This window comes from Rhizobium sp. Root1204, from assembly GCF_001424965.1.
GTDB lineage: Bacteria > Pseudomonadota > Alphaproteobacteria > Rhizobiales > Rhizobiaceae > Pararhizobium.
The window spans coordinates 20,722-47,155 of sequence record NZ_LMCZ01000006.1 but is presented as its reverse complement, the minus strand read 5'-3'; the positions used below and the strand labels follow the sequence as shown (position 1 = coordinate 47,155).

Annotated in this window: 23 protein-coding genes; 5 read left to right on the top strand and 18 right to left on the bottom strand. The window is 60.5% G+C overall.

Translation table 11 applies throughout. The annotated features are described in order from the left end of the window. Positions 1-84: 84 nt before the first annotated feature. The 11 genes from addA to ASC96_RS07760 form a co-directional block, all read right to left on the bottom strand. The gene (gene addA, locus ASC96_RS07810; RefSeq protein ID WP_060502828.1) at positions 85-3,645 is read right to left on the bottom strand and encodes a double-strand break repair helicase AddA; all 3,561 of its coding nucleotides are present in this window, start codon (positions 3,643-3,645) and stop codon (positions 85-87) included. Then, the gene (gene addB, locus ASC96_RS07805) at positions 3,635-6,826 is read right to left on the bottom strand and encodes a double-strand break repair protein AddB (RefSeq protein ID WP_060502480.1); all 3,192 of its coding nucleotides are present in this window, start codon (positions 6,824-6,826) and stop codon (positions 3,635-3,637) included. The genes addA and addB overlap by 11 nt, the downstream gene beginning before the upstream one ends. A 4-nt stretch (positions 6,827-6,830) precedes the next feature. Further along, positions 6,831-7,565 carry a nucleotidyltransferase family protein gene (locus ASC96_RS07800; protein WP_060502827.1) on the bottom strand — a complete coding sequence of 245 codons (735 nt, stop codon included), beginning with the start codon at positions 7,563-7,565 and terminating at the stop codon, positions 6,831-6,833. A gap of 41 nt (positions 7,566-7,606) precedes the next feature. Beyond that, positions 7,607-9,094, bottom strand: coding sequence for a tRNA (adenosine(37)-N6)-threonylcarbamoyltransferase complex ATPase subunit type 1 TsaE (gene tsaE, locus ASC96_RS07795; protein ID WP_060502479.1), 1,488 nt, complete (start codon positions 9,092-9,094; stop codon positions 7,607-7,609). Continuing rightward, complete coding sequence (locus ASC96_RS07790) at positions 9,094-11,574, bottom strand: PAS domain-containing sensor histidine kinase (RefSeq protein WP_060502478.1); 2,481 nt, start codon at positions 11,572-11,574, stop codon at positions 9,094-9,096. Before ASC96_RS07790 ends, tsaE begins: the two co-directional genes overlap by 1 nt. A 403-nt stretch (positions 11,575-11,977) precedes the next feature. Next, entirely contained in the window at positions 11,978-13,378 is a 1,401-nt protein-coding gene (gene ahcY, locus ASC96_RS07785; RefSeq protein ID WP_060502477.1) for an adenosylhomocysteinase, read from the bottom strand. A 182-nt stretch (positions 13,379-13,560) separates the two neighbouring features. Then, positions 13,561-13,833: an HPr family phosphocarrier protein gene (locus ASC96_RS07780; RefSeq protein WP_037096716.1), complete on the bottom strand. Its 273-nt coding sequence runs from the start codon at positions 13,831-13,833 to the stop codon at positions 13,561-13,563. A 13-nt stretch (positions 13,834-13,846) separates the two neighbouring features. After that, positions 13,847-14,248 carry a PTS sugar transporter subunit IIA gene (locus ASC96_RS07775; RefSeq protein ID WP_037096714.1) on the bottom strand — a complete coding sequence of 134 codons (402 nt, stop codon included), beginning with the start codon at positions 14,246-14,248 and terminating at the stop codon, positions 13,847-13,849. Positions 14,249-14,394: 146 nt separating this feature from the next. Then, positions 14,395-14,862, bottom strand: coding sequence for a serine kinase (locus tag ASC96_RS07770; RefSeq protein WP_060502476.1), 468 nt, complete (start codon positions 14,860-14,862; stop codon positions 14,395-14,397). Further along, on the bottom strand, positions 14,859-16,613 hold the full coding sequence (locus ASC96_RS07765; RefSeq protein WP_244481962.1) for a sensor histidine kinase: 1,755 nt from the start codon (positions 16,611-16,613) through the stop codon (positions 14,859-14,861). The genes ASC96_RS07770 and ASC96_RS07765 overlap by 4 nt, the downstream gene beginning before the upstream one ends. 219 nt (positions 16,614-16,832) lie before the next feature. Further along, entirely contained in the window at positions 16,833-17,567 is a 735-nt protein-coding gene (locus ASC96_RS07760; RefSeq protein WP_037097523.1) for a response regulator transcription factor, read from the bottom strand. A 340-nt stretch (positions 17,568-17,907) separates the two neighbouring features. Between ASC96_RS07760 and ASC96_RS07755 the strand changes: the two genes are divergently transcribed. The 5 genes from ASC96_RS07755 to ASC96_RS07735 all read left to right on the top strand — a co-directional run bounded on the left by ASC96_RS07755 (position 17,908) and on the right by ASC96_RS07735 (position 21,711). Further along, a complete protein-coding gene (locus tag ASC96_RS07755; protein ID WP_060502474.1) occupies positions 17,908-19,518 on the top strand; it encodes a phosphoenolpyruvate carboxykinase in 1,611 nt (536 codons plus the stop codon). 140 nt (positions 19,519-19,658) lie between these two features. After that, on the top strand, positions 19,659-20,093 hold the full coding sequence (gene arfB, locus ASC96_RS07750) for an alternative ribosome rescue aminoacyl-tRNA hydrolase ArfB (RefSeq protein ID WP_060502473.1): 435 nt from the start codon (positions 19,659-19,661) through the stop codon (positions 20,091-20,093). A gap of 85 nt (positions 20,094-20,178) precedes the next feature. After that, positions 20,179-20,646 carry a peptidoglycan-binding protein LysM gene (gene lysM, locus ASC96_RS07745; RefSeq protein ID WP_060502472.1) on the top strand — a complete coding sequence of 156 codons (468 nt, stop codon included), beginning with the start codon at positions 20,179-20,181 and terminating at the stop codon, positions 20,644-20,646. 5 nt (positions 20,647-20,651) lie between these two features. Further along, a complete protein-coding gene (locus ASC96_RS07740) occupies positions 20,652-21,092 on the top strand; it encodes a hypothetical protein (RefSeq protein ID WP_060502471.1) in 441 nt (146 codons plus the stop codon). A gap of 7 nt (positions 21,093-21,099) precedes the next feature. Then, complete coding sequence (locus ASC96_RS07735) at positions 21,100-21,711, top strand: alpha-ketoglutarate-dependent dioxygenase AlkB (protein WP_060502470.1); 612 nt, start codon at positions 21,100-21,102, stop codon at positions 21,709-21,711. 3 nt (positions 21,712-21,714) lie between these two features. Here ASC96_RS07735 and coaA read toward each other — a convergent pair whose 3' ends face one another. The 7 genes from coaA to hisB are packed head-to-tail and all read right to left on the bottom strand — an operon-like array spanning position 21,715 to position 26,326. Next, positions 21,715-22,710, bottom strand: a complete 996-nt coding sequence (gene coaA, locus ASC96_RS07730) for a type I pantothenate kinase (protein ID WP_060502469.1) — start codon at positions 22,708-22,710, stop codon at positions 21,715-21,717. A gap of 5 nt (positions 22,711-22,715) precedes the next feature. After that, positions 22,716-23,030, bottom strand: coding sequence for a phosphoribosyl-ATP diphosphatase (locus tag ASC96_RS07725; RefSeq protein ID WP_037096695.1), 315 nt, complete (start codon positions 23,028-23,030; stop codon positions 22,716-22,718). An 18-nt stretch (positions 23,031-23,048) separates the two neighbouring features. Next, a complete protein-coding gene (gene hisF / locus ASC96_RS07720; RefSeq protein WP_060502468.1) occupies positions 23,049-23,825 on the bottom strand; it encodes an imidazole glycerol phosphate synthase subunit HisF in 777 nt (258 codons plus the stop codon). Next, positions 23,822-24,565 (bottom strand): 1-(5-phosphoribosyl)-5-[(5-phosphoribosylamino)methylideneamino]imidazole-4-carboxamide isomerase, encoded by a 744-nt coding sequence (gene hisA, locus ASC96_RS07715; RefSeq protein ID WP_060502467.1) that lies wholly within the window; start codon positions 24,563-24,565, stop codon positions 23,822-23,824. The genes hisF and hisA overlap by 4 nt, the downstream gene beginning before the upstream one ends. Before the next feature lies 1 nt (position 24,566). Further along, positions 24,567-25,217: an imidazole glycerol phosphate synthase subunit HisH gene (hisH, locus tag ASC96_RS07710; protein ID WP_060502466.1), complete on the bottom strand. Its 651-nt coding sequence runs from the start codon at positions 25,215-25,217 to the stop codon at positions 24,567-24,569. Further along, positions 25,217-25,690 carry a DUF2628 domain-containing protein gene (locus tag ASC96_RS07705; protein WP_060502465.1) on the bottom strand — a complete coding sequence of 158 codons (474 nt, stop codon included), beginning with the start codon at positions 25,688-25,690 and terminating at the stop codon, positions 25,217-25,219. Before ASC96_RS07705 ends, hisH begins: the two co-directional genes overlap by 1 nt. Positions 25,691-25,717: 27 nt before the next feature. Beyond that, positions 25,718-26,326: an imidazoleglycerol-phosphate dehydratase HisB gene (hisB, locus tag ASC96_RS07700; RefSeq protein WP_060502464.1), complete on the bottom strand. Its 609-nt coding sequence runs from the start codon at positions 26,324-26,326 to the stop codon at positions 25,718-25,720. Between the last annotated feature and the right edge of the window lie 108 nt (positions 26,327-26,434).

The following is a 26,434-nucleotide window of genomic DNA, read 5'->3' as shown; positions in this document are numbered from 1 at the left end:
CTCCTTGGTTTCGAAATCGGCGTTCTTCGAACGGTTACCCATCATGTGATGGTTGAGCGTCAGCTTTTCAATCCCATTCCTATCTCACTTTGTCGCGAGGTCCACAAGACTCCTGTCCAGCATCGCCTCCGGCAGCGCGAGAACGGTGGGACCTCCGGTATAAATCAGAGCACATTGAATGTTGTGATCAGGATAGAGCGGCTGCAGCAGCGCGCGATAAATGGCCAGCTGGGCGCGGTAAACGAAAGGGATGGCTTCAGCGGAGGCGGGAATCTCGCGATTGGTCTTGAAATCAGCAATGATGATGGTGTTTGCCGATACTGCCAGCCGGTCGATCCGGCCCGACACCGCAAAGTCCCTGGCGCCGAGTTTGAGTGTGCCCATGACAGACACCTCCGCCCGGCTGCCTTCGGAAAACAGTTCGGCGAGTTCCGGGTGATCGATCACCCTCAACACCGATTCGGTCAATGCTTGCCGTTGCGGGGCGGACCAGCGCGGCACCGAGCGAAGCAGGTAACGTTCCGCTGCTGCCCGCCGTTCTTCCGGTGCGATCGACGGCAGCACCTGCAGGAACCGGTGCAGGATCGCTCCGCGCAGTAGTGACGTATCGGCGCCGGGCTTTTGCGAGAACAGGGCTGAGCCGACGACAGCTCCGCTATCCTCCTCATCGATCACCGCACCTGCGCCGGAAGGACTGAGGGGCCGGGGCAGATGCTTTTGCGGCGGCAACGGCTGCAACAGCGCCGGCGGCAGGCCGACGCGTTGAACCTCAACGGTTTCCCCGTCCTGTTCCTGCATTTGCAGGTCCCGGCCGGACGCGGAAACCTGCCAGCGATAACCGGTCCACTCCTGATCGCTGGCGGCAAATGTCATTGGTGCACTGCGGCCGCGCTCATCGGCGGAAAGGCTGGCGGTAACCATGGCATGCCAGCTTTCGGGATTGGCGCGTTTGCCCTGATAGCCACAGACGATCAGCCGGTCGGCGGCGCGCGTCATGCCGACATAGAGCAGCCGGCGGTATTCTTCCTCGGCCGCTGTTTTCAGCCGGTCGGTGTCCGCATCCACCAGCGCATTCGATGTGGCGCCCGGCGGGCGCCAGACCGGCAGCGGCATGGCGTGATCGCCCTGCTTGATCATCCTGAGGCCAGAGACATGCTGTGAATTAAAGGCCTTGCCGCCGCCATCGACCAGAAAGACGACCGGCGCTTCCAGGCCTTTGGCGGCGTGGACCGTCATGATGCGGACTTCGTTGCGCTCCTTGTCCTGCTCGCGCTTGACCGTCGGCGCTTCCATTTCCAGGCCGGAAATGAACGCCTGCAGGCCGGGAAGGCCGTTCTTTTCGTGGTCGAGGGCAAAGGTCAGGAACTCGTCGAGGATATCGCTGACCTCACTGCCCAGCCGTCCAAGGTAGGCGGCGCGTCCACCGTCCTGACCCAGAATCTGGGCGTAAAAATCATGAACGGGCAGGGTGCGCGATAGAGCCCTGTAGCGCTGCAGCTTCTGCAGGGCGGGATGATAACCGCTCGCCTCGTCGGCGCCGGAATCCAGAAGGCTTTTCCAGACACTGACGGATGGCAACCTTCCCACGGCCAACGCGGCGATATCGTCTTCGCCAAGGTTGAACAGCGGGCTTTTCAACAGGGCAGCCAGCGACAGGTCATCCTGTGGCAGAAGAACGAAACGGCCGAGCGCCATCAGGTCCTGCACCGCGATGTGGTTGGTCAGCACCAACCGGTCGGCACCGGCAACGGGAATGTTCTGCCGGGTCTTCAGAGCACGGGTCAGCGCATTGACGAACGCGTCGCGCTTGCGCACGAGAACGATGACATCGCCCGGTTGCATCGGCCGTTTGACGCCTTTCTCGATCACCGTTTCCCGGCCGATCCAGTCGGCAAGCACAGCGGCAATGCGCTGCGCCAGAATATTGGCCGGTGCATCTTCGGGCGTTGCGTCGAAGGCTGCTGTCCAGTCGTCTTCCTGAATGCTGTCGGCCGGCGCGATTGCTTCCCAGACCTCAACGAGACCGGGATGGCCGATGCGGTTGGACGCGTGCACCACGGCATCATTGCGGGCGCTGAGGCCACGGGCATGGACCGGATTTTCAAACACGGTATCGACGGCTGAGAGCACATCTTCGGTCGAGCGGAAGGAGAGCTGCAGCCGGATCGGGCTGAAGATCTTGCCGCCATCGCGAACCCGCCGCTCGGTCTCGATGCTCTCATTGGAAAACCGTTCGGGCCGGGCGCCCTGGAACGAGTAGATCGACTGCTTCTCGTCGCCGACGGCAAACATCGTCCGGTTGCCGCCGCGCGCCGTTTCGCCGGAGAAGAAGTCCTCGGCGAGCGACTGGATGATCGTCCATTGTACAGGGCTGGTATCCTGCGCCTCATCGACGAGGATATGATCGATGCCTTGGTCGAGCTTGTAGTGGATCCAGCGGCTGACATCACCGCGTGACAGAAGCGTCGCCGTGCGGTTGATCAGGTCATCGAAATCCAGCTGGCTGCGGCTTTTCTTGATGTCCTCATAGTCGTTGTTCAGCCGGTCGGCGAGCACCAGCGCGGCCTTGGTTGCGTCGAACATCGCAATCAGGTTGAGCCTGTCTATGGCAGCGATGACATGATCGCGGGCAGCATTGACAATGCCCTCCAGATCCGGCGCCTTGTCGCGTATTCCCTTGGACAGGAACGTCGAATCGGCCCTCGGTTTTCCGGACTTGGTGAAGAACAGGTCCTTCAGCGCGTTATAGCGTTGCAGCGGCTCGACGAGCTTGGCGGCTGCGCGCAGGCCATCGGCAAAATCCGTAACCTTGGTGCCACCGCTTGAGAGTGCAATGCCGATGTAACGCTCTAGCGCCGCGCCGTTCAGTCCCTTCAACGGCCAGAAGCCGGCTATTGCTGTTTGCGTTGTTTCATCGGGTTCGAGCCCCAGAGCCAGGCGAAGCGCCGGATCGATGCCGCCCTTGCTGGCGGCATCATCGAGAAACAGTTGGATCGGCGTGCGTTGCGCAACGATCGCCGACAGCAGTTTTTCCAGCCCGGTGTCATCGGCAAGATCGAGCACCGTGGCAAAGGCCTCGGTCAACTCGTGGTCGTCCTCGCTTGCGGTAGCCGTCAGCAGCGCCCGCCGTGCATCGGCCAACAATGTCGCAGAAGCGCGGTCGTCCAGAACGGAAAAATGACCGGCGACATTCGCTTCCAGCGGAAATTGATGCAGCAGGGCTTCGCAGAAAGCGTGGATCGTCTGGATTTTCAGGCCGCCGGGTGTTTCGAGCGCCCGCGCAAACAGGCGGCGGGCTTCCTGGCGTTTCAGAAGATCGGGCCGCTCGCCCTCGATCGCTGCGATCCTGTCGTCCAGGGCGTCATCATCCAGTGTCACCCATTCGGCCAGCCGTTCGAATACCCGGTTCGACATTTCCGACGCCGCCGCCTTGGTATAGGTCAGGCAGAGGATCGCCGAAGGCCGGCAGCCGGAGAGCAGAAGCCGGATAACCCGCTGCGTCAGCACATGCGTCTTGCCCGAGCCGGCATTGGCCGACACCCAGGCGGAGCGGGCGGGGTCGGAAGCGAGCGCCTGTTTGGCTGAGGTCCAGTCGAGCCAGGCCTGCGGCGTCGGCTCGAGCGGGCCGAAATCGTCATCCGTCATTGCTGTCATCCTCGCCTTCCGCCGTTGCCCATTCGGCAACGCGGGCCAGATGGTCGTATTCGCCGCCGTAATCGCGCTCCTTCTGGACGATCAGGCGGGAGGCGAAGCCATATTTGCCGCTCATCAGGGCAGCCAGAAGCCCGGTCAGCTCCTTCAGCGAATCCTCGGCCAATTGCTCGGCCGACTTGTTCTCGACATTGGCGCGCTCCTTGGCATGCTCGTTGTTGACCTCCTGAACGGCAAATCGTTCGCCGGGTTTCAGGCGGACGTAAAGCAGTGATTGCGGATGCTTTGCCCCGGTCTTCTGGAAGGCACCGGCCTTGAGCGCTGCGGCTTCCAGCGCCAGCTGTGGATCCAGCAAGGCGCGAGCCTCGTTGGTCGAGGGATTTGATCCAGTCTTGTAATCGATGATGACAGCGCTGCCATCGCCGAGAATATCGATGCGGTCAGCAATGCCGGTCAGCTTGATGCCGGACACGCCAAGCTCCATCGATGCGTAGAGTTCGGTAAAACTGTTCCGGATATCGGCCTGGCGGCTGATTTCCCAGTCGATAAAGGCCTTGCCGACGGCGGCAAAGCGCGGCCGCCAGACGATGTCGATATGAGCGGGCAGGGCCTGCTCGTTAAAAGCCGCGTCAAGAATCCGGCTCATTTCCTCTTGCGCTTGTGGCGATGCGGCATCCAGCTTCGCACGCACGAACCGCTCGACGATCTTGTGATACAGCGTGCCGCGTTCGGCGGCACCCGGATCGCGGTTGAATGGATCAATCGGCTGCAGGTGCAGGATGCGCCGCGCATAGACGGCATAGGGGTCGCGCCGTAGCCGGCTCACTTCGCTGAAGGAATAGCTGCGCGGCTGGTGCTCTGGCGATGGTTTCGGTTCCGGCCGTTTGGCCAGCGGCTGGGTCACACCCTGATCGAGCATTCCGGCCCATTGCTGATAATCCCGCCCGTTGTCCCGAAGCGTTGCCGCAAACGGCTTGCCGCCGACCGCCAGAAGCCGCTGCAGCCAGCGGGAGGCGACGGTCGGGGTGGCACCCTTGCGCATGGCGCGGGTCAGAATGAGCTTGCGCGTGCCGCAAGCCATCTGGAAATCGTGGGCCAGCTGGCCAATCCGCCGTTCCGGCGGTTCAAGCCCCATTGATGTTTTCATGGTGCGTGACAGGAAGGGATCGTTTGCCGTCTGGCCGGGCCAGGTGCCTTCGTTCATGCCGCCGAGAACGACCAGATCGACGCTTTGAAGGCGGGATTCGAGTGCGCCGAAAATGAACACACGCGGATGACGCATCGAGCGCGGCTTGATCGATTCGCTTGCCGACAAGGCCTCGACAATATCGCCCCATTGCGGCCCGTCTGCCATCAGCTGGCCTTCTGTCTCGATGACGGAGCGCAACTGTGTTGCCAGTGCTTCGCCGGCTTCACCTGACCACAGCCCGGCGAGACTGCCCTGTTCATCGACGGCAACGGCTTCGAGAGCAACCCCGGTTTTTTCGGCCCATTGCGACAGCGGCAAGGCTGCCGTCAGCCCCCTGCCGCTTCTGTGATGGCGCACTAGGGTCCCCGCCAACGGCTCGGCTGCCGCGGCAATGCGCCGGGCAAGATCGCGGGCCTGTTCGATGGCCGCGTCATCGATCTGGCCGCGCCATTCCGGCAGGTGTTTCTTGCCGATTTCGTGCTGCAGCGTCTGATCGAGAAGGGTTTCCAGCTCCGAAATATCGGCGCTGCCAGTGCCGCCGCGCAGCGCCATCAGCTCCAGCGTCGTGGCGGCAGCGTTCATCGCCTCGGCCGAGAGGCCGAAACGGGCGAGCGGATGTTTGAGGAGTGCCACAATCGATACCGGGTCGCCCGGCCGCAACGCTGCTTCAAGCAGCAGACGGGTCAGGCTGCCTGGTCCGGTGGACGAGAGCGGCGTGCCGGCGGAATCGTCGGCCTCGATCCCGAAGCGCATCAGCTCAGTGGCCACGCGACGGGCCAGATCGCGGTCTGGCGTGATCAGCGCCGCCTGGCTGTCATCGTTGCCATGCAGCGCAAGCCGCAAGGCTATTGCGATAGCCGTTGCCTCCTCACGCTCATTGGTCGTTTCGATCAGCGCCGCATCGGAGAACGCAGCGGTTAGCTGAATGGGATCGATATCACCGCGTAGAGCCGTCCAGCCGCTGGTCGCCTGCACCGGCAAAAGGGCATGGGAGATCAGCTCAGCCCGGTAATCGAGATCAGGCTCCGAGTTGCCAAGAACCGAAACGTCCTGACGCGAAACCTCCATGAGCTTCAGCAGGCGGAAGAATCCGTATTGCGGATGGCTGCGGCTGGCCGAATCCGGCCTGCCGGTCAGCGTCCCGGTTTCTGGCGCGATCATCATCCACTCGGCGTCGCTCATCGTCTGGTCGAGGCCGGGAAGGACGATGGTGCCATTGGGAAGTTTCTGGACCGCCGCGATCAGCTTGGCGGTTGCCGGGATCGAGCCGGTGGAGCCGGCAATAATAATCGGACCGGTGACCTTGCCGTTCGCGATCCGCAAGGCTTCGGCCTCAAGGATGGCGTTGCGGTGGCGGGCGGGAGAGGACTGTTTCAGTTCCTCCAGCCGTGCTGGCCAATAGGTGCTGGCAATTTTCAGGAATGCCAGCGTCAGCTGCCACCAGAGTGCATGGTCAGCGTCATCGAGCTTGTCGAGCGCGTTCCAATCCAGCTCTTCCGTCTCCATCGCGTCGATGATTTCGGAGAGATTGCGGGCCAGCCAGATGGCATCGGCAGGGCTTGCCGGAGCGATCAGCGGACTTTCCGCGTGCACGTCGAGCACGGCCTTCGGCAGCTGGTTTCGCCAGGCAAGAATGAGACAGCCGAGCTCGATAAGCCGCGCAATGTTGGGCAAGGGTGGTGCGAGATCGAGGATCGCCGGGATTTCGGCATCGAAGAAGCCACTGTCATCATCGGTTTCGCCGAGCGCCCGGATCATTGGCAGGATCGCCGAGCGCCCACCAAGGCAATCCACCAGTTCAGAGCGCAGCACGCGGGCCGAGCGCCGGGTCGGCACGAAAATGGTGACGCCAGCAAGCGACAGCGGGTCGGCCGTGTCGTAGCGGAAACCCGGAACCAGTTCGCCGGAACACAGCTTCTCGACAACGGTCTTCAGGAAGGGAAGGCCGGGCGGAATGGTGAAGACGTTGGAGACCGCGTCCGTCACGTCATCAGGCTCCTGTTACAAGCTGGCGGATCGCATCTTCGGCCTGGCCGATCGCCTCGGGCGTGCCGACGGTTAGCCAGTGACCATCGAGAACGATGCCGGAAAGCCGGTTCCGGGCGATTGCCCGGTCGAAATAGATATTGAGGTTGAAGGCGTCATCCGGAGCGTCAGCGAAAAGGCCACTGTGCAGCGCGATGGCGCCGGCATAGACGACGGGATTGTCCATACCGTCTTTGTAACGCGACAGTCGCCCTTCTTGATCGAGCGAGAAATCCAGCTTGCCATTGTGTCCGGTCGTATCTTCGTTGCGCACGCAAAGCAGCGCCATGTCCATCGTTTCGGGATCGAAGAAGGATGCGAGCCGTTCGAGATTGGAGGGCGCATCCGACTTTTCTCCGACCCAGAACAGGTCGGCATTCATCACCAGAACCGGCCCCTCCGGCAGAAGCTTCAATCCCTTGGCCAACCCACCACCGGAGTTCATCAGCGCCGCCCGCTCGTCGGAAATCACGATGTTTGGCCGGCTTCGCTCAGCCAGATGCGCTTCCATCCGGTCGGCAAAATGATGGACGTTGACCGCCGCCGTCGTCACGCCTGCAGCCTCCAGAAGATCGAGCACATAGTCGATCATCGGCATGCCTGCGATCGGAACCAACGGTTTCGGCATGGTGTCGGTAATGGGGCGCAGACGGGTTCCAAGCCCCGCGGCAAGCACCATGGCGTTTTCGATGATGGACATGGGCACACGCATTCCGCTGAAGCTTCAGCCGTTGATTCGGCTTAAAGGATTCCAGCCTTTATGCACCAATCGCGCAAGGGTGCGAGCGCTTCGTGTTGCAGCGCCACTTCGAGATAGGAAAATGTCCGCGGCATGTGCTTCATGTAGAGAGGCTTGCCGTCACGCTGCATCAGCCGCACCCAGATGCCCACGAGCTTGCAATTACGCTGCGCTGACATCAGATGCCAGTCGCGCCGGAATGTCGCTTCATCGAAGGAGCCAAGAGCGTGGCGTTCGGAGCAATAGAGCGACAGCATCGCATCGCGCAGCTCTGGCTCGATCGTGACGCGGGCATCCTGCGAGATCGAGGCGACGTCATAGGCGGTCGGGCCGATCATCGAATCCTGGAAATCGATGATGCCGATCCGCTCAAAACCTGCGTGATCACCGCGCCAGATGATGTTCGGCGAATGGAAGTCCCGCAGCAGCAGTTTCTGTTCTGACGAACCCAACAGATCGATCAGTTGGTCCCAGACCGCGAAATAACCATGACGCTCGGCATCGGAAGCTTTTTCGCCGCGCTTCCAGGGCAGGTACCAGTCGAGCAGCAGACTGGTTTCGATCTTCATCGCCGTGCGGTCGAAATCGGGGATGTGGTGGGTGACGGCGCCGAGGGAAATATCCCGTGTCACGGGCTGCGCATGCAGATGCGCCAGCACGCGGGCGCTTTCCAGATAACGCTCGGCAATCGGTTGTCCCTCTGCGTCGAGAATACCCTCACTGCCGAGGTCTTCGATCAGCAGGATGCCGGCATCGAGATCGGCCTCATAGATATCCGGTGCGCAAAAGCCCTTAGTCCGAATATCGTGGGCGACGGCGACGAAGGGGATGACATCTTCGGCGATATGGGCGAGCTGCTGATAATATTTGCCGTCCTGAAGGATGGGGCCGGGCTTGTGACGGGCCGAGTCCATCAGGATGCGGGCGGGTTCGCCGGGCATGAGAATGCGTTCATAGGCACGTGCGGAAGCGTCGCCGCTCAGATGCCGGCGCTTGGCATCGCCAAGACCCTGCTGTTTGAGAAAAGCGCGGATGGCAAGGCTGCGTTCAATCCGCGCAAGGGCGGAAGCTTCGCCGGTGATCGTGACGGTGCGTCCGTCACCAAGATGAGAAAACGTGGCGGTCAGCCGTGACTTCGGCAGCGCTGCCAGGGCATTTTCCGGCCATTCCACCAGGCAGATACCCTCGGACAGGGCCTCGTCGAAACCTAGCTCGTCGAGTTCCGAAACGTCGGCCAGCCGGTAGAGATCGAAATGCGAAACCGGAATACGAAGGTCGTAGCTTTGGACCAGCGTGAAGGTCGGACTTGGAACCTCCAGCATCTCGTCGTCGGCCATGGCGCGCAGGAAGGCGCGTGCCAGTGTCGATTTGCCCGCACCCAGATCGCCCGACAGGGCGAGACAGTCGCCGGCCTTCAAGGCCAGCGCAAGGTCTTCGCCGAGCTCGATGGTCGCCGCCTCGTCCTTGAGGGTGAGCTCGATCACCTGCATTATTCCGCCGCGGCGATCTGTGGCAGTTCGCCGGATGGGATGCGGCAGGTCACTTCCGTTCCTTCGCCTTCGCGGCTTCGGATTGATACAGTTCCGTGATGCAGGCTGACGAAACTTTCGACGATTGACAGTCCAAGGCCGGCGCCACCATGCTGGCCATGGCTTTCGAACCGCTTGAATACGGTGTCGAGCACATCCTGCGGAATGCCGGCGCCGCTGTCGGTGACGCTGAACACAAAATCGCTGCCCTCGCGGCGGCACTTCAGGCTGACGGTGCTGCCGTCAGGGGCAAAATTGGCGGCGTTGGTCAAAAGCTTGATGAGGATCTGCTTCAGACGTTGATGATCGGCGACGAACAGACCCAGCATATCCGGCGTATCGATCTGCAGGGTGACGGCGCTTTCCTGCAGCCTGTCGGCCATCTGCAGCGACACTTCATCGAGGAAGTCGGTCAGGTTGATTTCCGAGAGGTCAAGCTCGACGATGCCCGCATCGACGGTTGCCAGATCGAGAATATCATTGACGATCGTCAGAAGCAGTGAGGACGAGGTGGAAATGTGATCGACATATTCCGCCTGCCGTTCCGTCAGCGATCCGAAGGTGGGCGTTTTCAGGAGGTCGGCAAAGCCGATGATATTGGTCAGCGGTGAGCGCAGTTCATAGGATACGTGCTGGACAAAATCGTTTTTCAGATGGTCCGCCATCCGCAGCGCATCGTTCTTTTCGGTCAGTGCGCGCTCGACCCTTGCGCTGTCGGTGATGTTGACGAAGGTCAGCATCGTCTGGGCGTTGGGTAGCGGGATGACGGCGAAATCGAGGATCAGGCCGGTGCGCAATTCGAGAATACCCTGGCAGGACGGGCGTTCGTCGTCGAAGCTGGTGATAAGATGCGAAAACTGCTTCCAGCCATCCGGCTGGTCGTAGGACGGCGCACAGGCCTGCTCGATGGAGCGGATATGCGTCCCTGGCTTTGCCTCGAGCTCGGTGACGCCCCAAAGTGCGCGGAAGGCCGGATTGGATAGCTTGATGCGGCCGTCGGGGCCGAACACGGCGACGCCTTCGGACAGATGGTCGATGGTCTCGCCCTGGACCTGGACCAGCGTGTTGTAGCGGGTTTCCAGATCGACTTTCTCGGTCAGGTTCTCAAACACCCAGGTTGCGCCGCCTTGCGGGCGGGCGGTGGCGAACACACGCAGGGTCTGGCCGTTGGGCAGATGCCAGAGGTCGGATTGCGTCTCGATCGCCTGATAGACAGCGAGCGCCCCATCCTTCCATTGCTTCCAGTTCAACTGTTCGGGCAGTTTGCCGGCGGCGCGCAGCCGGTCGAGGATTTCGCCATTGCCGGGCTTGCGCTCAAGGAAGCCCATGTCGAGGTCCCACAGGCGCTGGAAAGCCTGGTTGTAGAACTGCAACTGCTGACTGCCATCGAAGATCGCGACGGGCGTTGCAAGATGATCGAGCGTTTCGGCGTGGCTCTTCAGGGTGCGGTTGAGCTCCTCGCGAACGGCCTCGACATCGGAGACGTTGATCGCCATGCCGGCAGAACCGCTGGTGCTCTTGGCGTCAACCACGTCGAAGAACGTCCGGTTTCCACGCACGACGGTGGAGACCTTGTCGCGATAGGGCGAATCATAAGTGCTGATGACGCGGATTTTCTCACGGGCTACAGTTGCCAGAAGCTCACGGCTCTCCTTGACTGCAGCGGACGGATCGGCGGCTTCAACGGCTTCGGCATAGGCGTCGTTCACCCACAGAAGGGCGCCGTCCGGCCCACGCTGCCAGACAGGCAGATCGATCGCATCGAGCAGCGTGTGCAGGTTAGAAAGCGAGCCGTGCAGGCGGTCGCGTTCCATTTTCACTTCCGCAAGCTCGGCTCGCAGATTGTTCAGCGCCACGAACCGGACGAAGGCACGGCCGCCGGAAACGCGGCCCTGGGTTTCTATGATTTCGCTCCGGCTGGTTTCGACGATGAGGTCGAAGCTCTCGGCATTGGAGCGCAGCAGTTCGATGGCTCTTTCCAGCTCGGATGCCGATTGCGATTTCATCCAGCGGCCGAAAGCGAGGAAGTCACGGTCATCCTGGGGTGCGCCGGTTTCGGCCGGTAGCTGGCCGAGAAATTCGGGTTTGTTCGACTGGCCTTCCCAGACGACAATGCGCCGGTTCTTGTCGGCGATCAGCGCCTGGAATCGCGAAATCCGATGGTTGGCATCGGCCAGCGCCGTGTTCAGTTCCCGGTTGTCGATTTCCATATTGCCGCGCTGGCGGATCAGCCAGATAGCGGAGAGCATTGCCGCAGAAACGATGCCGATCAGCACGGAAAAGGTGACGACTTCGGACGAACCGAAGAGGTTGGCTGTTGCGACGCCCTCAGCCGCCGCAAAAGCAGGGCAAGCAAAAGCGACGAGCGTCGAGCTTGCCATGAACCGGCGCAACAGGGACGGAATCCGGCTGCCGACGCGTTTCAAAGGACCTGTTTCCATGGCGTGCTTCCCCGTTTGCACCACATATGACCAATGTGCCGGAAAACCCGAATCACGTGATCATCTGTGTATTCAATACCTTGAAGCGTGCCCCGGCCTTTCGGCCAGGTAACGTTCAAAGCTCATTCGCCTGGGTGCAAATCGCCACGCAGTACCAAATCGAAATCCCGCCAGGGCAGGCCTCGTTCAAATCCGATTGCAGTCCGGCATGTCTTCGTCTGTTTGCCGCCTCAACGACAAGACATCCCATTCGCGACGCGTCTGTTCCGCATCTTCGTCACGAATCATTGTGCCAAAAACATACGCCTTCGGGGAATCCTCGGGAAGGGCAGGGCAAAAAAAGAGGCCACGATCTTTTGTCAAGATCGCGGCCTCTATATGTTGTGGATTATCCGGGTAAGGACTAGTAGCGGTAGTGTTCAGCCTTGAACGGGCCTTGCGGCTTAACACCGATATAGCCGGCCTGTTCTTCCGAAAGCTCGGTCAGCTTGGCGCCGAGCTTGGCGAGGTGAAGGCGTGCGACCTTCTCGTCGAGGTGCTTCGGCAGGATATGAACGCCCTTTTCGTACTGATCACCCTTGGTGAACAGTTCGATCTGGGCCAGCGTCTGGTTGGTGAACGAAGCCGACATGACGAAGGACGGGTGGCCGGTGGCATTACCGAGGTTGAGCAGGCGGCCTTCCGACAGAAGGATCATGCGGTTGCCCTTGGGGAACTCGATGAGGTCAACCTGCGGCTTGATGTTGGTCCATTTCAGGTTGCGCAGTGCGGAAACCTGGATTTCGTTGTCGAAATGGCCAATGTTTCCAACGATCGCCATGTCCTTCATCTCGCGCATGTGGTCCATGCGGATGACGTCCTTGTTGCCGGTCGTCGTGATGAAGATATCGGCCGAAGACACAACGTCTTCCAACTGAACGACTTCAAAACCGTCCATGGCGGCCTGCAGGGCGCAGATCGGGTCAACTTCCGTGACCTTGACGCGGGCGCCAGCGCCAAGCAGCGAAGCAGCAGAGCCCTTGCCGACGTCGCCGTAACCGCAAACGACTGCAACCTTGCCGGCCATCATGACGTCGGTGCCGCGGCGGATGCCGTCGACCAGCGATTCCTTGCAGCCATACTTGTTGTCGAACTTCGACTTGGTAACCGAATCGTTAACGTTGATCGCGGGGAAGGGCAGCAGGCCCTTGGCATGCAGCTGGTAGAGACGGTTGACGCCCGTTGTGGTTTCTTCGGTCACGCCCTGGATGGCATCGCGCTGTTTGGTAAACCAGCCCGGCGAAGCGGCCAGGCGCTTCTTGATCTGGGCAACGAGGATTTCTTCTTCTTCCGACTCCGGCTTCGAGAGAACGTCCTCACCGGCTTCGGCGCGGGCACCGAGCAGGATGTACATGGTGGCGTCGCCGCCGTCATCGAGGATCATGTTGGAAACGCCGCCGTCGGCCCACTGGAAGATCTGGTCCGTGTAGGTCCAGTAGTCTTCCAGGCTTTCACCCTTGATGGCGAAGACCGGGACGCCAGATGCCGCGATCGCGGCGGCAGCATGGTCCTGCGTCGAGAAGATGTTGCAGGAGGCCCAGCGAACTTCCGCACCGAGCGCGACCAGCGTCTCGATCAGGACAGCCGTCTGGATGGTCATGTGCAGCGAACCGGTGATGCGGGCGCCCTTCAGCGGCTTGGACGCGCCGAATTCCTCGCGGCAGGCCATCAGGCCCGGCATTTCCGTTTCGGCAATGATGATTTCCTTGCGGCCGAAATCGGCAAGGCCGATATCCGCAACAACATAGTCGTTTTTCGTGCTCATGAGAGTCTCCGGGCTGGTGCCATGCACGAAGTCCTGACGTTTTGGCAGGGCCGGGCAGGGCGCACTATAATTCGGCACTTCCCGCAGTCTGCAGGAGGTTTGTTCCTCAATTATCAGGAAAAGTGAACAGGAGCAACAGGACATAAAGAAGTCTTTATGTCTTTATGTGTTTCCGCCCGAGCCTAGATTTCTTCGCCGAACTTGTCGGCAACCAGTGCGTCGAGAGCATCGAGAGCCTCCTGTGCCTGACGGCCGCTGGAGGTGACGGAAACCGAACAGCCGGTGCTGGCAGCCAGCATCATCAGGCCCATGATCGAAGTGCCGCCGACAGTCATACCGTCCTTCGAGACGTGGATTTCGGCATCGTAGCCTTCGACCGTCTGTACGAACTTGGCAGACGCGCGGGCATGCAGTCCGCGCTTATTGACGATCAGGAGGTCGCGGGAGAGGGTCATGACCGGAGTCCCGTTATTTTCCACTGAGGACACGGCTTGCGACATTGATGTATTTCCTGCCTGCTTCGGACGCTTCGACGAGTGCCTTGTCCATATCGCTCTCGCCTCGGACTCCGGCCAGTTTGATCAGCATGGGAAGGTTGACACCGGCAATCACTTCAACGGTGCCACTCTGCATGACCGAGATTGCCAGGTTGGACGGCGTGCCGCCAAACATGTCTGTAAGGATAATAACGCCATTGCCTTCATCGGCAGCAAGAACAGCGTGCAGGATATCCTGCCGGCGCTGATCCATGTCATCCTCGGGGCCGATGCAGACAGTCTCGATTGACTTTTGCGGACCAACGACATGCTCCAGCGCATGACGAAACTCTTCAGCCAGCTTGCCGTGTGTGACAAGCACAAGTCCGATCATGGTGTCTTCGCTCCAACTGCATCTGCAAATCTATAAGGAGGGTCAGATATCGCAATGCAGCAATTTCGTCCACCTTAGGGCGGCCATCTTGGCAAGGAAAAGCCGAATGGCAAGTTAAAAATCCGCAAATGCTGCTTTAAAAGGCATCAAAGTCCTTGAAAATTGGCATTTTGAGGTAAAATAAGCCGCAGAATTTCAAAGGAATTCAAGCCTTCGGCCATGGGAAGGCGGTACAAGGGTAAAAAATCACCGGACGGCAAAGAAAACCTCTCGTTTTCCGGGGGTAAACGCGGCTCAAACGGCGATTTGACCGGCAGAATGGCAAAATCGATTGCGGCGGCCGGTATCGTCTCGACGGCAAAGATCCCTGCACCGCGGACTTCGGCAAGGCCTGCAATCGCGGCGGGCCGGCGGGCGATAATGTGCCCGTCATGCACTGAGATCAGCACCTGATCATCCGAGACGAGCGCCGCAAACAGCCCGCAATTCCTTGCCGCCGACAGGCAAGAGAGCGCCAGCATTGACTTGCCTGCGCCGGACGGGCCAACAAACAAAAAACCCTGGGTTCCAAGCACCACGGCGGTCGCGTGAACATTGACCGCCGGGTGGGTCATGCGTGACTTTCGATCGGAAGCGAAAGAATGAAACGGGCGCCGGTAATCTTGCCGCTCGCATCCATCATGTTCTCGGCCTTCAGCGAGCCGCCATGGGCTTCGGCGATCTGGCGGGAGATGGAAAGACCAAGGCCCGAATTCTGGCCAAAATCCTCGCCGTCGGGACGGTCCGTGTAGAAGCGTTCGAAAATCCGGTCGATGTCTTCGGCCTGGATGCCCGGGCCGTTATCCTCGACATAGATGATGCAACGGCTGCGGGTCCGGGTCAGGCGCAGGACGATGCGTCCACCCTGGTCCGGAACGAATGACCGGGCATTCTCGATCAGGTTGGTGATGATCTGCCCAATGCGCAACTCGTAGCCGCCCACATCGAAGCGCGCCTTCGGATTGTCCTTGCGCTCGACGACGAAGCTTAGTTCGACGGCCTTCTTGCCGCTGCGGATCTGCCGGGAGATATCGACAAGGCCACCGAGCAGCTTTTCCAGATCAACGGCTTTTGCGTCGCTGCGGGCAAGCTCGGCATCGAGCCTCGAGGCATCGGAAATATCGCTGATCAGCCGGTCGAGGCGGCGCACGTCGTGCTGGATGACGTCCATCAGCCGCTTCTTGGAATCGTCGGTGCGGGCGAGCGGCAGCGTCTCGACGGCGCTGCGTAGCGAAGTCAGCGGGTTCTTCAGTTCGTGGCTGACATCGGCGGCAAAGTTCTCGATCGCGGCGATACGATCGTAGAGCGCCGTCGTCATTTCGCGCAGCGCAACCGACAGGTTGCCGATTTCGTCCTGGCGGGAGGAGAAATCCGGGATTTCCTCACGCTCCTTGGCGCCGCCGCGCCGCACGCGGATGGCAGCTGCCGACAGCCGGCGCAAGGGGTTGGCAATGGTGCTCGACAAGAGCAGCGACAGGATGACGTTGACGAGGGCGGCGACGCCGAAGACGCGAATGATCGCCAGCCGCTCGGCGTGAACGATCTTGTCGATATCACCGGCCTGCGTTGACAAAAGCAATACACCGAGAACCGCACGGAAGCGCTGAACAGGCACGGCAACAGAGACGATCAACTCGCCCTTTTCGGTGACGCGCACAACAGCGCCACGAACACCGGTCAACGCATTCATGACTTCGGGATAGATCGCGCCGTTCCCGCCCGGAGGTTCCTTGTAAAGCGGCAGATTACCCGGTTGCAGCACGCGGTTGAACCAGGAGTTGAACCGTTCGGACCATGTCGCGGCTTCCGGCTCGATCGGTGGCAGGTCGAAACGCAGCACCTGGCCACCGGTATAGAGATGGCGGGAATCCAGCAGCAGGTCGGCGTCGGCATCGAACAGACGGGCGCGGGTGCGGGTCGGCGAGATCAGCCGCCGCAGCACCGGTGCCACACGTTCCTGATTGATCGGGAATTCGAGATCCTCGTCGCTGGGCAGCGGCGTGATGCTTTGGCCGGCCTGCAGTTCCAGGAGTTTTTCAGGATCGATGGTGATCGAGTTGGTATCGACGGAAGCAGACGCCGCAATGGCGCCGGCGATGATTTCTCCTTGTGTCAAAAGACTTTCGACGCGTGCATCGATCAGCCCCTCGCGGAACTGGTTCAGGTACATGATGCCGCCGACAAGCACGACCAGTGCGACGAGATTGAAGAACAGGATGCGGCGCGTCAGGCTGGAAAAGACGGCGTTGCCGAAGATGCGGCGAATCAGCGTGAAGGGATGCGCCCACTTGCGGCCCGCTGCCGCCCGTGTTTCGCTGTCATCCATATCGATGTTTCGCAAGACTTCGACCAAGCCTTCAACTCCCGCTTTCGCGGCCCCTGTATGTCAATGGCAGGTTACTGCCGTCCGCCCGGGGGCGGAATGGAGATTACGCTCTTGTATCTCACGTTGGCGCGGAGCCGTATCATACAGCTCCGTCCTTGGCCACGCCAGACATGCACATCAGGGTAGATGCCCGGCGTGGTCAGGAGACAAGGCTGGGCTTCAGGCGGATTCGCGGAAGCGGTAACCGACGCCGTAGAGCGTTTCGATCATGTCGAAGTCGTTGTCGACCATCTTGAACTTCTTGCGCAGCCGCTTGATGTGGCTGTCGATGGTGCGGTCATCGACATAGACCTGCTCATCATAGGCAGCGTCCATCAAGGAATCACGGCTTTTCACCACGCCGGGGCGCTGCGCCAGCGAATGCAGGATCAGGAACTCGGTGACCGTCAGGGTCACGGGTTCGTTCTTCCAGGTGCATGTGTGGCGCTCCTGGTCCATCGACAGCTGGCCGCGCTCCAGCGAGCGGGCCTGGATATCGGCTGCACTCTTGGCCGCGCCGCTGCCAGTGCTCGCGGCGGCCGCTGCTTCCCGGTTGGCCGAGCGGCGCAGGATCGCCTTGACGCGTTCAACCAGCAGTCGCTGCGAGAATGGCTTGGTGATGAAATCGTCGGCGCCCATCTTCAGGCCGAACAACTCATCGATCTCCTCATCCTTGGAGGTCAGGAAGATCACCGGAATATCGGATTTCTGGCGCAGGCGGCGCAGAAGCTCCATGCCGTCCATGCGCGGCATCTTGATATCGAAGATGGCGAGCTGCGGCGGCCGGGCAAGCAGACCGTCGAGCGCCGAGGCACCGTCGGTATAGGTTTCGACCTTGTAGCCTTCCGCCTCCAGTGCAATCGACACCGAGGTCAGGATATTCCGGTCGTCATCGACAAGTGCAATCGTCTGCATCGTATAGGGCTCCACCATTTCGCTGCGCCTCCGAGGCCAGCCCGGTTGTCCGGGCTCTGCTGCGGCAAGACGCGTTTCATGAGTATAAAGGTGGAACAAATTGTGGCGAAGTAAAATGCAAAAGCAACGAGCCGGATGCCGAGAGGGTGTTTCCGGCAAAAAAAGGATGTCTGAAAACGCGCGATTCAACCGATTAAAAAAGCGATATTTTCTTTTAAATCGATTAATATACTGAAATCATTATATTTTTTACGACAGCAATCTTGTCTTTTTGCCTCCGTCCTTTTATGGTCGCTAACATTCAACGTTCTGTCGGCAAACCACGGAGGAAAGCTGGACCATGCAGGAGCTCGGCATTCGCAACCCATCCCTTGGGCTGGAATCAATCGGTTTCAACAACCTGGACACGGTTCGGTACAACTTTGGCACCGCTGAACTCTACGAGGAAATCCTGCGCCGCAGCGAAGCGCAGCTGACCGCAGACGGGGCCGTGCGCGCCCTGACGGGCCAGCACACCGGCCGCTCGCCAAAGGACAAGTTCGTCGTTCGCGACGAAAATACCGCGGACGAAATCTGGTGGGACAACAACAATGCAATGTCGCCGGAGCATTTCGCCATCCTGCACCAGGACATGCTTGATCATGCCGAGGGCAAGTCGCTCTATGTGCAGGATCTGATCGGCGGTGCCGACGCGGAAAATGCCCTGCAGACCCGCGTCATCACCGAATTTGCATGGCACTCCCTGTTCATCCGCAACCTGCTGATCCGGCCGGAAACGGCGTCGCTCGCCAACTTCGCGCCGAAGCTGACGATCATCGACCTGCCGGATTTCAAGGGTAATCCTGCCCGTCATGGTTGCCGCACCGAAACCGTGATTGCCTGCAACTTCACCAAGGGCATCATTCTGATCGGCGGCACGTCCTATGCCGGTGAGATGAAGAAGTCTGTCTTCACTATGCTCAACTACCTGTTGCCGGCCAAGCGCGTCATGCCGATGCACTGCTCGGCCAATGTCGGTCCGGACGGCGACGCAGCCGTATTCTTTGGTCTTTCGGGTACGGGCAAGACGACGCTGTCGGCCGATCCGAAGCGCACGCTGATCGGTGATGACGAGCATGGCTGGGGCGAAGATGGCATCTTCAATTTCGAAGGTGGCTGCTACGCCAAGACCATTCGTCTGTCGGCAGAAGCCGAACCGGAAATCTTCGAGACCACCCGCCGTTTCGGCACAGTGCTTGAAAACGTCATTCTCGATGAAAACCGCAAGCCGGACTTCAACGATGGTTCGCTGACCGAAAACACCCGCTGCGCCTATCCGCTCGATTTCATCCCGAATGCCAGCAAGTCGGGAACAGCCGGGCATCCGGGCACGATCATCATGCTGACGGCCGATGCTTTCGGCGTCATGCCGCCGATCGCCCGTTTGACGCCAGACCAGGCCATGTATCACTTCCTGTCCGGCTACACCGCAAAGGTTGCTGGTACGGAAAAGGGCGTGACTGAGCCGGAAGCCACCTTCTCCACTTGCTTCGGTGCGCCGTTCATGCCGCGTCATCCGTCGGAATACGGCAATCTGCTCAAGGCTTTGATCGCCGAACATGGTGTCAATTGCTGGCTGGTCAACACCGGCTGGACTGGTGGCGCCCATGGCACGGGACATCGCATGCCGATCAAGGCAACGCGGGCGCTGCTCGCTGCAGCGCTTGATGGTTCGCTGGCCTCGGCCGAATTCCGCACCGACAGCAACTTCGGCTTTGCCGTGCCGGTTGCGGTACCGGGCGTCGATACCAGCATCCTTGATCCGCGTTCCACCTGGAGTGACGGCGTTGCCTATGACGCGCAGGCCCGCAAGCTGATTGATATGTTCGTTGCCAACTTCGCCAAGTTCGAAAACCATGTCGACGGCAGCGTCCGCGACGCGGCTCCCGGCGTGAAGCTCGCAGCGGAATAAAACAACCCTCACAGAGGGTTGCAGATGATGATTCACGTGAAACCCGGCACGAAAGTGCCGGGTTTTTGCGTTGCCGGTGGGTTCGCGCGTTTTCAACGCCTGTTTCCTGTGAGATAGAGCGATGGAAGGATGAAAACCACATGGCCAGCGATCCGCTTTACATCAACGACCGCATTGTGATCGCCGGCTGGGAGCTGACGGAGCAATTCGTGCTGGCCGGGGGGCCTGGTGGGCAGAACGTCAACAAGGTCTCGACCGCAGTTCAGCTGTTCTACGGCATCGCCGCTTCGCCGGCCTTGCCGGAGCGGGTGCGCGACAACGCCATCAAACTGGCGGGCCGCAAGGTTTCCAAGGATGGCGTGCTGATGATCGAGGCCAGCCGCTTCCGCAGCCAGGAGCGCAATCGCGAGGATGCGCGCGAACGGTTGAAGGAGCTGATTTTCAAGGCCGCCGAGCCGCCACCGCCGCCGCGCCGGAAAACCAAACCGACCAAGGGCTCGATCGAGCGGCGGCTGAAGGAAAAGACCGGGCGGAGCGAAGTCAAGAAGATGCGCGGCCGCCCGCAGAACGATTGATCGCGGCAATTTTCATCCGGGCCTTGTTTTTTTCCCATCACTGCACTCTGTTAGGGTTGAAGAAACCCGCAAAAGGAGATGCGCCATGGGTCTGTTCAGCTTTATCAAGAATGCCGGCAAGAAGCTCGGCATCGGCGGCGATGACGACGCACCGGATGTCGAAGCGGTGAAGAAGGAGCTGGCCTCCCACGATCTCGGCACCGATAAGGTCGATGTTGCGGTCGAAGGCGACAAGATCGTGCTGACCGGCGTGGTGAAGGACCAGTCCGCCTTTGAAAAGGCCGTTGTTGCCGTTGGCAATACGCTTGGCATCTCGAAGGTGGAAGCCGCCGAGCTCAAGGTCGCCGATGGTGCTGCGGCGCCCGTCGCGGCCAAGGAGCCGGTCTTCTACACTGTAAAGAAGGGCGACAACCTCTGGAAGATCGCCGAATCGCAGTACGGCAAGGGCAAGGGGGTGAAGAATACCGTCATCTTCGAAGCCAACAAGCCGATGCTGACCCATCCGGACAAGATCTATCCCGGCCAGGTCCTGCGTATTCCGGCGCTGGATTAAGCTTCATGAAAAGGCTCAGCGCGGTTCTGCTGGTTTTCCTGGCTGCTGCGGCAGCGATATTCAGCGGACCTGCGCTGGCTTTGACGTTCCGCGAGCCCGCCAAGGGATCGGCGGAGCGGGCTGCCATTATGGATACCCTGCGCCCGGCGGTGGAGGCCGAGATGCGCGGCCCGGTCGAATTCGTGGTCACCACCATCCGGGTGACGCCGAACTGGGCCTTTGTGCAGGTCGAGCCACAACGCCCCGGCGGCGGCGTGATCGATCCCGAGGAAACCGGTTTTGCCGGCGATACCGACATGATGGACGGGCTGACGGTCTATGGGTTGATGGGCTTTCAAGCCGGCCGCTGGAACCTGATCGACCATATGGTCGGCCCGACCGACGTCGGTTACGCCGACTGGCAGCAGCGTTACGGCGTTCCCGCTGCCTTGCTCGGGCTGGAATAGGTTTCCGATGAAGGCGCTGCCCCAAGGTGTCCGGCACATTCCGGATTTTCTCGACCGGGAAAAACAGGAAGCTCTGGTCGAGAGCATCCGGACCGTCGTGGCGGAAGCCCCGCTGTTCGTTCCGGCCATGCCCCGCACCGGCAAGCCGATGTCCGTGCGCATGACCAATTGCGGCTCGCTCGGCTGGGTGACGGACAAGGAACGCGGCTATCGCTATCAGCCGCACCATCCGGTCACCGGCAAACCATGGCCGGCAATGCCCGATGTGCTACTCGATATTTGGCGCGCGGTTTCCGGTACCTCAAAGGAGCCGGAGGCCTGCCTCGTCAATTTCTATGCCGATGATGCCCGCATGGGCCTGCATCAGGATCGTGACGAAAAGGATCTGGAAACGCCGGTCGTGTCGATTTCGCTGGGAGACAGCTGCCTGTTCCGCGTCGGCGGCACCGAGCGCAGCGGCGGAACGCTGTCGTTCAAGCTGTCGAGCGGCGATGTCGTCGTGTTGGGCGGCGAGGGGCGTCTCGCCTTTCACGGCGTCGACAAGATCTACCCCAACACGTCGACATTGCTGAAAAACGGCGGCCGCATCAACCTGACGCTCCGCCGCGTCACGCTGTAAGCGTCAGAGTTTGCGCAACGCCACTGTCTCGGTCAGGTGATTGGGGCCTTTTTGAAGAATAAGATCAGCACGCGGCCGGGTCGGCAGGATGTTCTGGCGCAGGTTCTTCAGGTTGATGTTCTGCCAAAGCCCCTCGGCGATCGTCAGGGCTTCCTCTTCGCTCACCTGCGCATAACGCTTGAAGAACGAATCCGGATTGCGGAAAGCGGTCTGGCGCAGCCGCATGAAGCGGTTGACGTACCAGGTGTGGATCAGACTCTCTTCCGCATCGATATAGATCGAGAAATCGAAGAAATCCGACACCATCGGCACGATCTTGCCGTCAGCGGGCAGATTGCGTGACTGCAGGACATTGATGCCCTCAAAAATCAGGATGTCGGGACGGTCCACCACCTGGAACTGGTCTGGCAGAACGTCATAGCTGAGATGGGAATAGCTTGGCGCCTGGACATTCGGCTGCCCGGCCTTGATCGCCGACAGGAAACGCAGCAGCGCGCCGATATCGTAGCTTTCCGGAAAGCCCTTGCGGTCCATCATGTTTTCCCGCAGCAGCGTCGCGTTGGGATAGAGAAAACCGTCCGTCGTCACCAGATCGACCTTCGGGCTCGATGGCCAGCGCGACAGAAGCTCGGCCAGAATACGCGCCGTCGTCGATTTGCCGACGGCAACGGAGCCGGCGATGCCGATCACAAACGGCGTCTTGGCATCGTTCGACATGCTGAGGAAAGCCTGGCGCTGGGCAAACAGCTTTTGCGAGGATTCCACGTGAGTCGACAGAAGACGGGATAGCGACAGGTAGATGCGCCGGACTTCGCTGAGATCGATCGGGTCGTTCAGCGAGCGCAGCCGCTGGACTTCATCGGCCGACAGGGTCAGCGGCGTGTCTGCCCGGAAATGCGACCATTCCTCAGCCGAAAAGAACCGGTAGGGCGAATAGTCCTTGTTGTCGAAATGATCCGGAATATCGGCCGGCGCGATGTCTTTTGCGGCGATGGTCATGACGTCTACCGGCTTGCCTTTTCCTGGAGGCCCGACTGGCTGGTGCGCCGTTCGAGTTCATCCATCACATCCTGCAACGGAATATCAGCAATTTTCAATACGACCATCAGATGATAGACCAGATCGGCACTTTCGGCGATCAGGTTGGTCCGGTCATTGGAAATCGCCGCGATCACGGTTTCGACGGCCTCCTCGCCAAGCTTCTTGGCGGCCTTCGCCTGCCCATGGGCAACGAGTTTGGCGGTCCAGGATTCGTCGGGTGACGCTTTTGCCCGCGTGGCGACGATCGCTTCAAGGTCGGAAAGGCTGAAATTGCTCATCTGTCTTTGTCCTGAAGCTCAATCGAGCCGCATGGCAATGCCATGCTCTGCCATATAGCGCTTGGTTTCGCCGATGCTATAGGTGCCGAAATGGAAGATCGACGCCGCCAGCACCGCGGTCGCATGGCCGTCGCGAATGCCTTCGACCATATGATCGAGCGTGCCGACGCCGCCGGACGCGATGACCGGCACGGACACACGGTCAGCAATGGTCCGGGTTAGCGCGATATCGTAACCGGCCTTGGAGCCGTCGCGGTCCATCGAGGTCAAAAGCAGTTCACCGGCGCCAAGCTTGACCATCTTTTCCGCAAACGTCACCGCGTCGATGCCGGTCGCATTGCGGCCACCATGGGTGAAGATCTCCCAGCGGTCTTCCTCGCCAGGCTTCGAGACTTTCTTGGAATCGATCGAGACGACGATGCATTGGTTGCCGAACTTGTCGGCTGCTTCAGCGACGAAATCCGGATTGCTGACAGCAGCGGAGTTGATCGACACTTTGTCGGCTCCGGCCAGCAGAAGCTTGCGGATATCGGCGACGCTGCGCACCCCTCCACCAACGGTCAGTGGCATGAAGCAATGATCGGCGGTGCGGGCCACAACATCGAAGATCGTGTCGCGATTATCGGAGGAGGCGGTAATGTCGAGGAAACAGAGTTCGTCAGCACCGGCAGCGTCATAGGCCTTGGCCGATTCGACGGGGTCACCGGCATCGATCAGGTCAAGGAAGCTGACACCCTTGACGACACGGCCGTCCTTGACGTCGAGGCAGGGGATGACACGGGCTTTAAGGGTCATGCCGCTTTTCCTTTCGCACTCTGGATGAGTGCCAGCGCTTCGGCCGGATCGATGCGTCCATCATAGAGCGCCCGGCCGGAGATCGCGCCTTCGAGCTTTGCCGCATCCGGCTGAACCATGCGGCGGATATCGTCCATTGAGGCAAGGCCGCCCGAGGCGATGACGGGGATGGAAACGGCATCGGCCAGTTCCAGCGTCGACTCCCAGTTGATGCCTGTCAGGATGCCGTCACGGTCGATATCGGTGTAGATAATGGCTGAAACACCGGCCCCTTCGAATTTCTGCGCCAGTTCGATGACACCGAGTTCGGAGGCTTCTGCCCAACCCTCGACCGCCACCTTGCCGCCCTTGGCATCGATACCGACGGCGACCTTGCCGGGGAATTTTTTACAGGCCTCGATCACCAGCGCCGGATCGCGCACGGCAACGGTGCCGAGAATGACACGCGCGAGGCCACGCGACAGCCAGTTCTCGATATGGTCGAGCGTGCGAATGCCGCCACCGAGTTGCACCGGGTTCTTCGTGGATTTCAGGATGGCATCGACGGCAGCACCGTTGACGGTCTCACCGGCAAAGGCGCCGTTCAGATCGACCACGTGGAGCCATTCGAACCCCTGGTCCTCGAAGGCCTTGGCCTGGGCGCCGGGGTCGGGATTGTAGACGGTCGCCTGTTCCATGTCGCCGAGCTTGAGGCGCACGCACTGGCCGTCTTTAAGGTCGATAGCGGGAAAAAGGATCATGTCAGGGCTTCCAGCGCAGAAAATTCGAAATGAGGGCGAGGCCGAGCGTCTGGCTCTTTTCCGGATGGAACTGGGCGCCTGCCGTGTTGTCCCGGGCAACAAACGCCGTCACCGTGCCGCCATAGGCCGTGGTGGCGATCAGGTCGTCCGGGTTTTCGACGGCCAGATGGTAGGAATGGACGAAATAGGCGTGCAATCCGTCCTCGCCGGTGGTGATGCCGTCAAACAGCGCATGCGGCTTCCTGAGTGTCAGCGTATTCCAGCCGATCTGCGGGATTTTCAGTGATGGGTCGGAGGGAACGATTTCGACGACGTCGCCCTTGATCCATCCAAGCCCCTGCGTAGTGGTCTTTTCCAGGCCGCGCGCCGACATCAGCTGCATGCCGACGCAGATGCCGAGAAACGGACGGGCGGATTGCTCGACGGCGTGCGCCAGTGCTTCGCGCATGCCGTCGACAGCATCAAGGCCGCGGCGGCAGTCGGCATAGGCGCCAACGCCGGGCAGAACGATCCGGTCGGCGCTGGCAACCCGGTCCGCCTTGTCGGTCAGCTCGATCGTGGCGTCGATGCCCGCTTCACGTGCAGCCCGTTCGAACGCTTTGGTGGCCGAGCGCAGATTGCCGGATCCATAATCGATGATCGCAACGCGCATCAGCGTTCTCCATAATTCTCAAAAAGGCCGACAGCAGCGCGATTGCCGCCGGTGGCTACCGTCGTAGCGGCCGGCAAGACCGGCGGCTGCCAGGTATCGGCGGCATCGGCGGTTTCCGCCGTTGTGTGGTCGTAGATCATTTCGGCGGTCGGCAGGTCATCGGCGGTGATGACCGATTGCAATGTCCAGCCCGCAGCCTCCAGGCGGCGGGCAATAAAGGCCGGACCTTCAAGCGCGACCAGCAGGCGCAAGGCCAACTCAATCAGGAAACCGGCCAGGCTCGGCTCCGGGGTCGCAAAGGCAACCAGCCCCTGCAGGATGGCGACAGCAATACCTGCCACCCATTGGCGCTGGAACAGAAGCCAGATTGCCGGGAAGATGAAGGCAATCCAGGAAAACTTGTCGGCGATGAACCGGGCGTCCACGTCGGTTCGCGGTGCGCCGGGAGATGTCAGAACCAGATAGGAGGCCATATCAGCCAACTTTCAAACTGGGCCGGATCAGACCAGCGTACCCTTGGTCGAGGGAACGCGGCCTGCCTGGCGCGGATCGATCTCTGTTGCCGTGCGAAGCACGCGGGCAACGGCCTTGAAGCAGGTTTCGGAGATATGATGGTTGTTGGCGCCATAGATGTTCTGCACATGCAGCGTGATGCCGCCGTGCTGGGCCAGCGCCTGGAAGAATTCGCGCACCAGTTCGGTATCGAACGTGCCGATCTTCGGCGCCGAGAAATCGACGTTCCAGACGAGGAACGGCCGGCCGGAGACGTCGACGGCCGCACGGGTCATCGTTTCGTCCATGGCAAGATCGAGCGAAGCGTAGCGGGTGATGCCGCGGCGGTCGCCAAGCGCCTTGGAAAGGGCCTGGCCGATGGCGATGCCGGTGTCTTCCACGGTGTGGTGGTCGTCGACATGGCGGTCGCCCTCGGCAACGATATCCATGTCGATCAGCGAATGACGGGAAAGCTGCTCCAGCATATGGTCGAAAAAGCCGACGCCGGTGGAAATCTGCGACGTTCCGGTGCCATCGATATTGACGGACACGGTCACCGAGGTTTCGTTGGTCTTGCGCGAAACGCTGCCGGTGCGGCTCACTTGCTTGTCGGCCATCAGGTTCTCCCGAATGTAATAGAGCCGCTCCTTATCAGGCGGTGGGCGAAATATCCAGAACTGCCGCCATGATTCTCGCAAGCGCGAAATGGTGCCGGATCGAGGCGG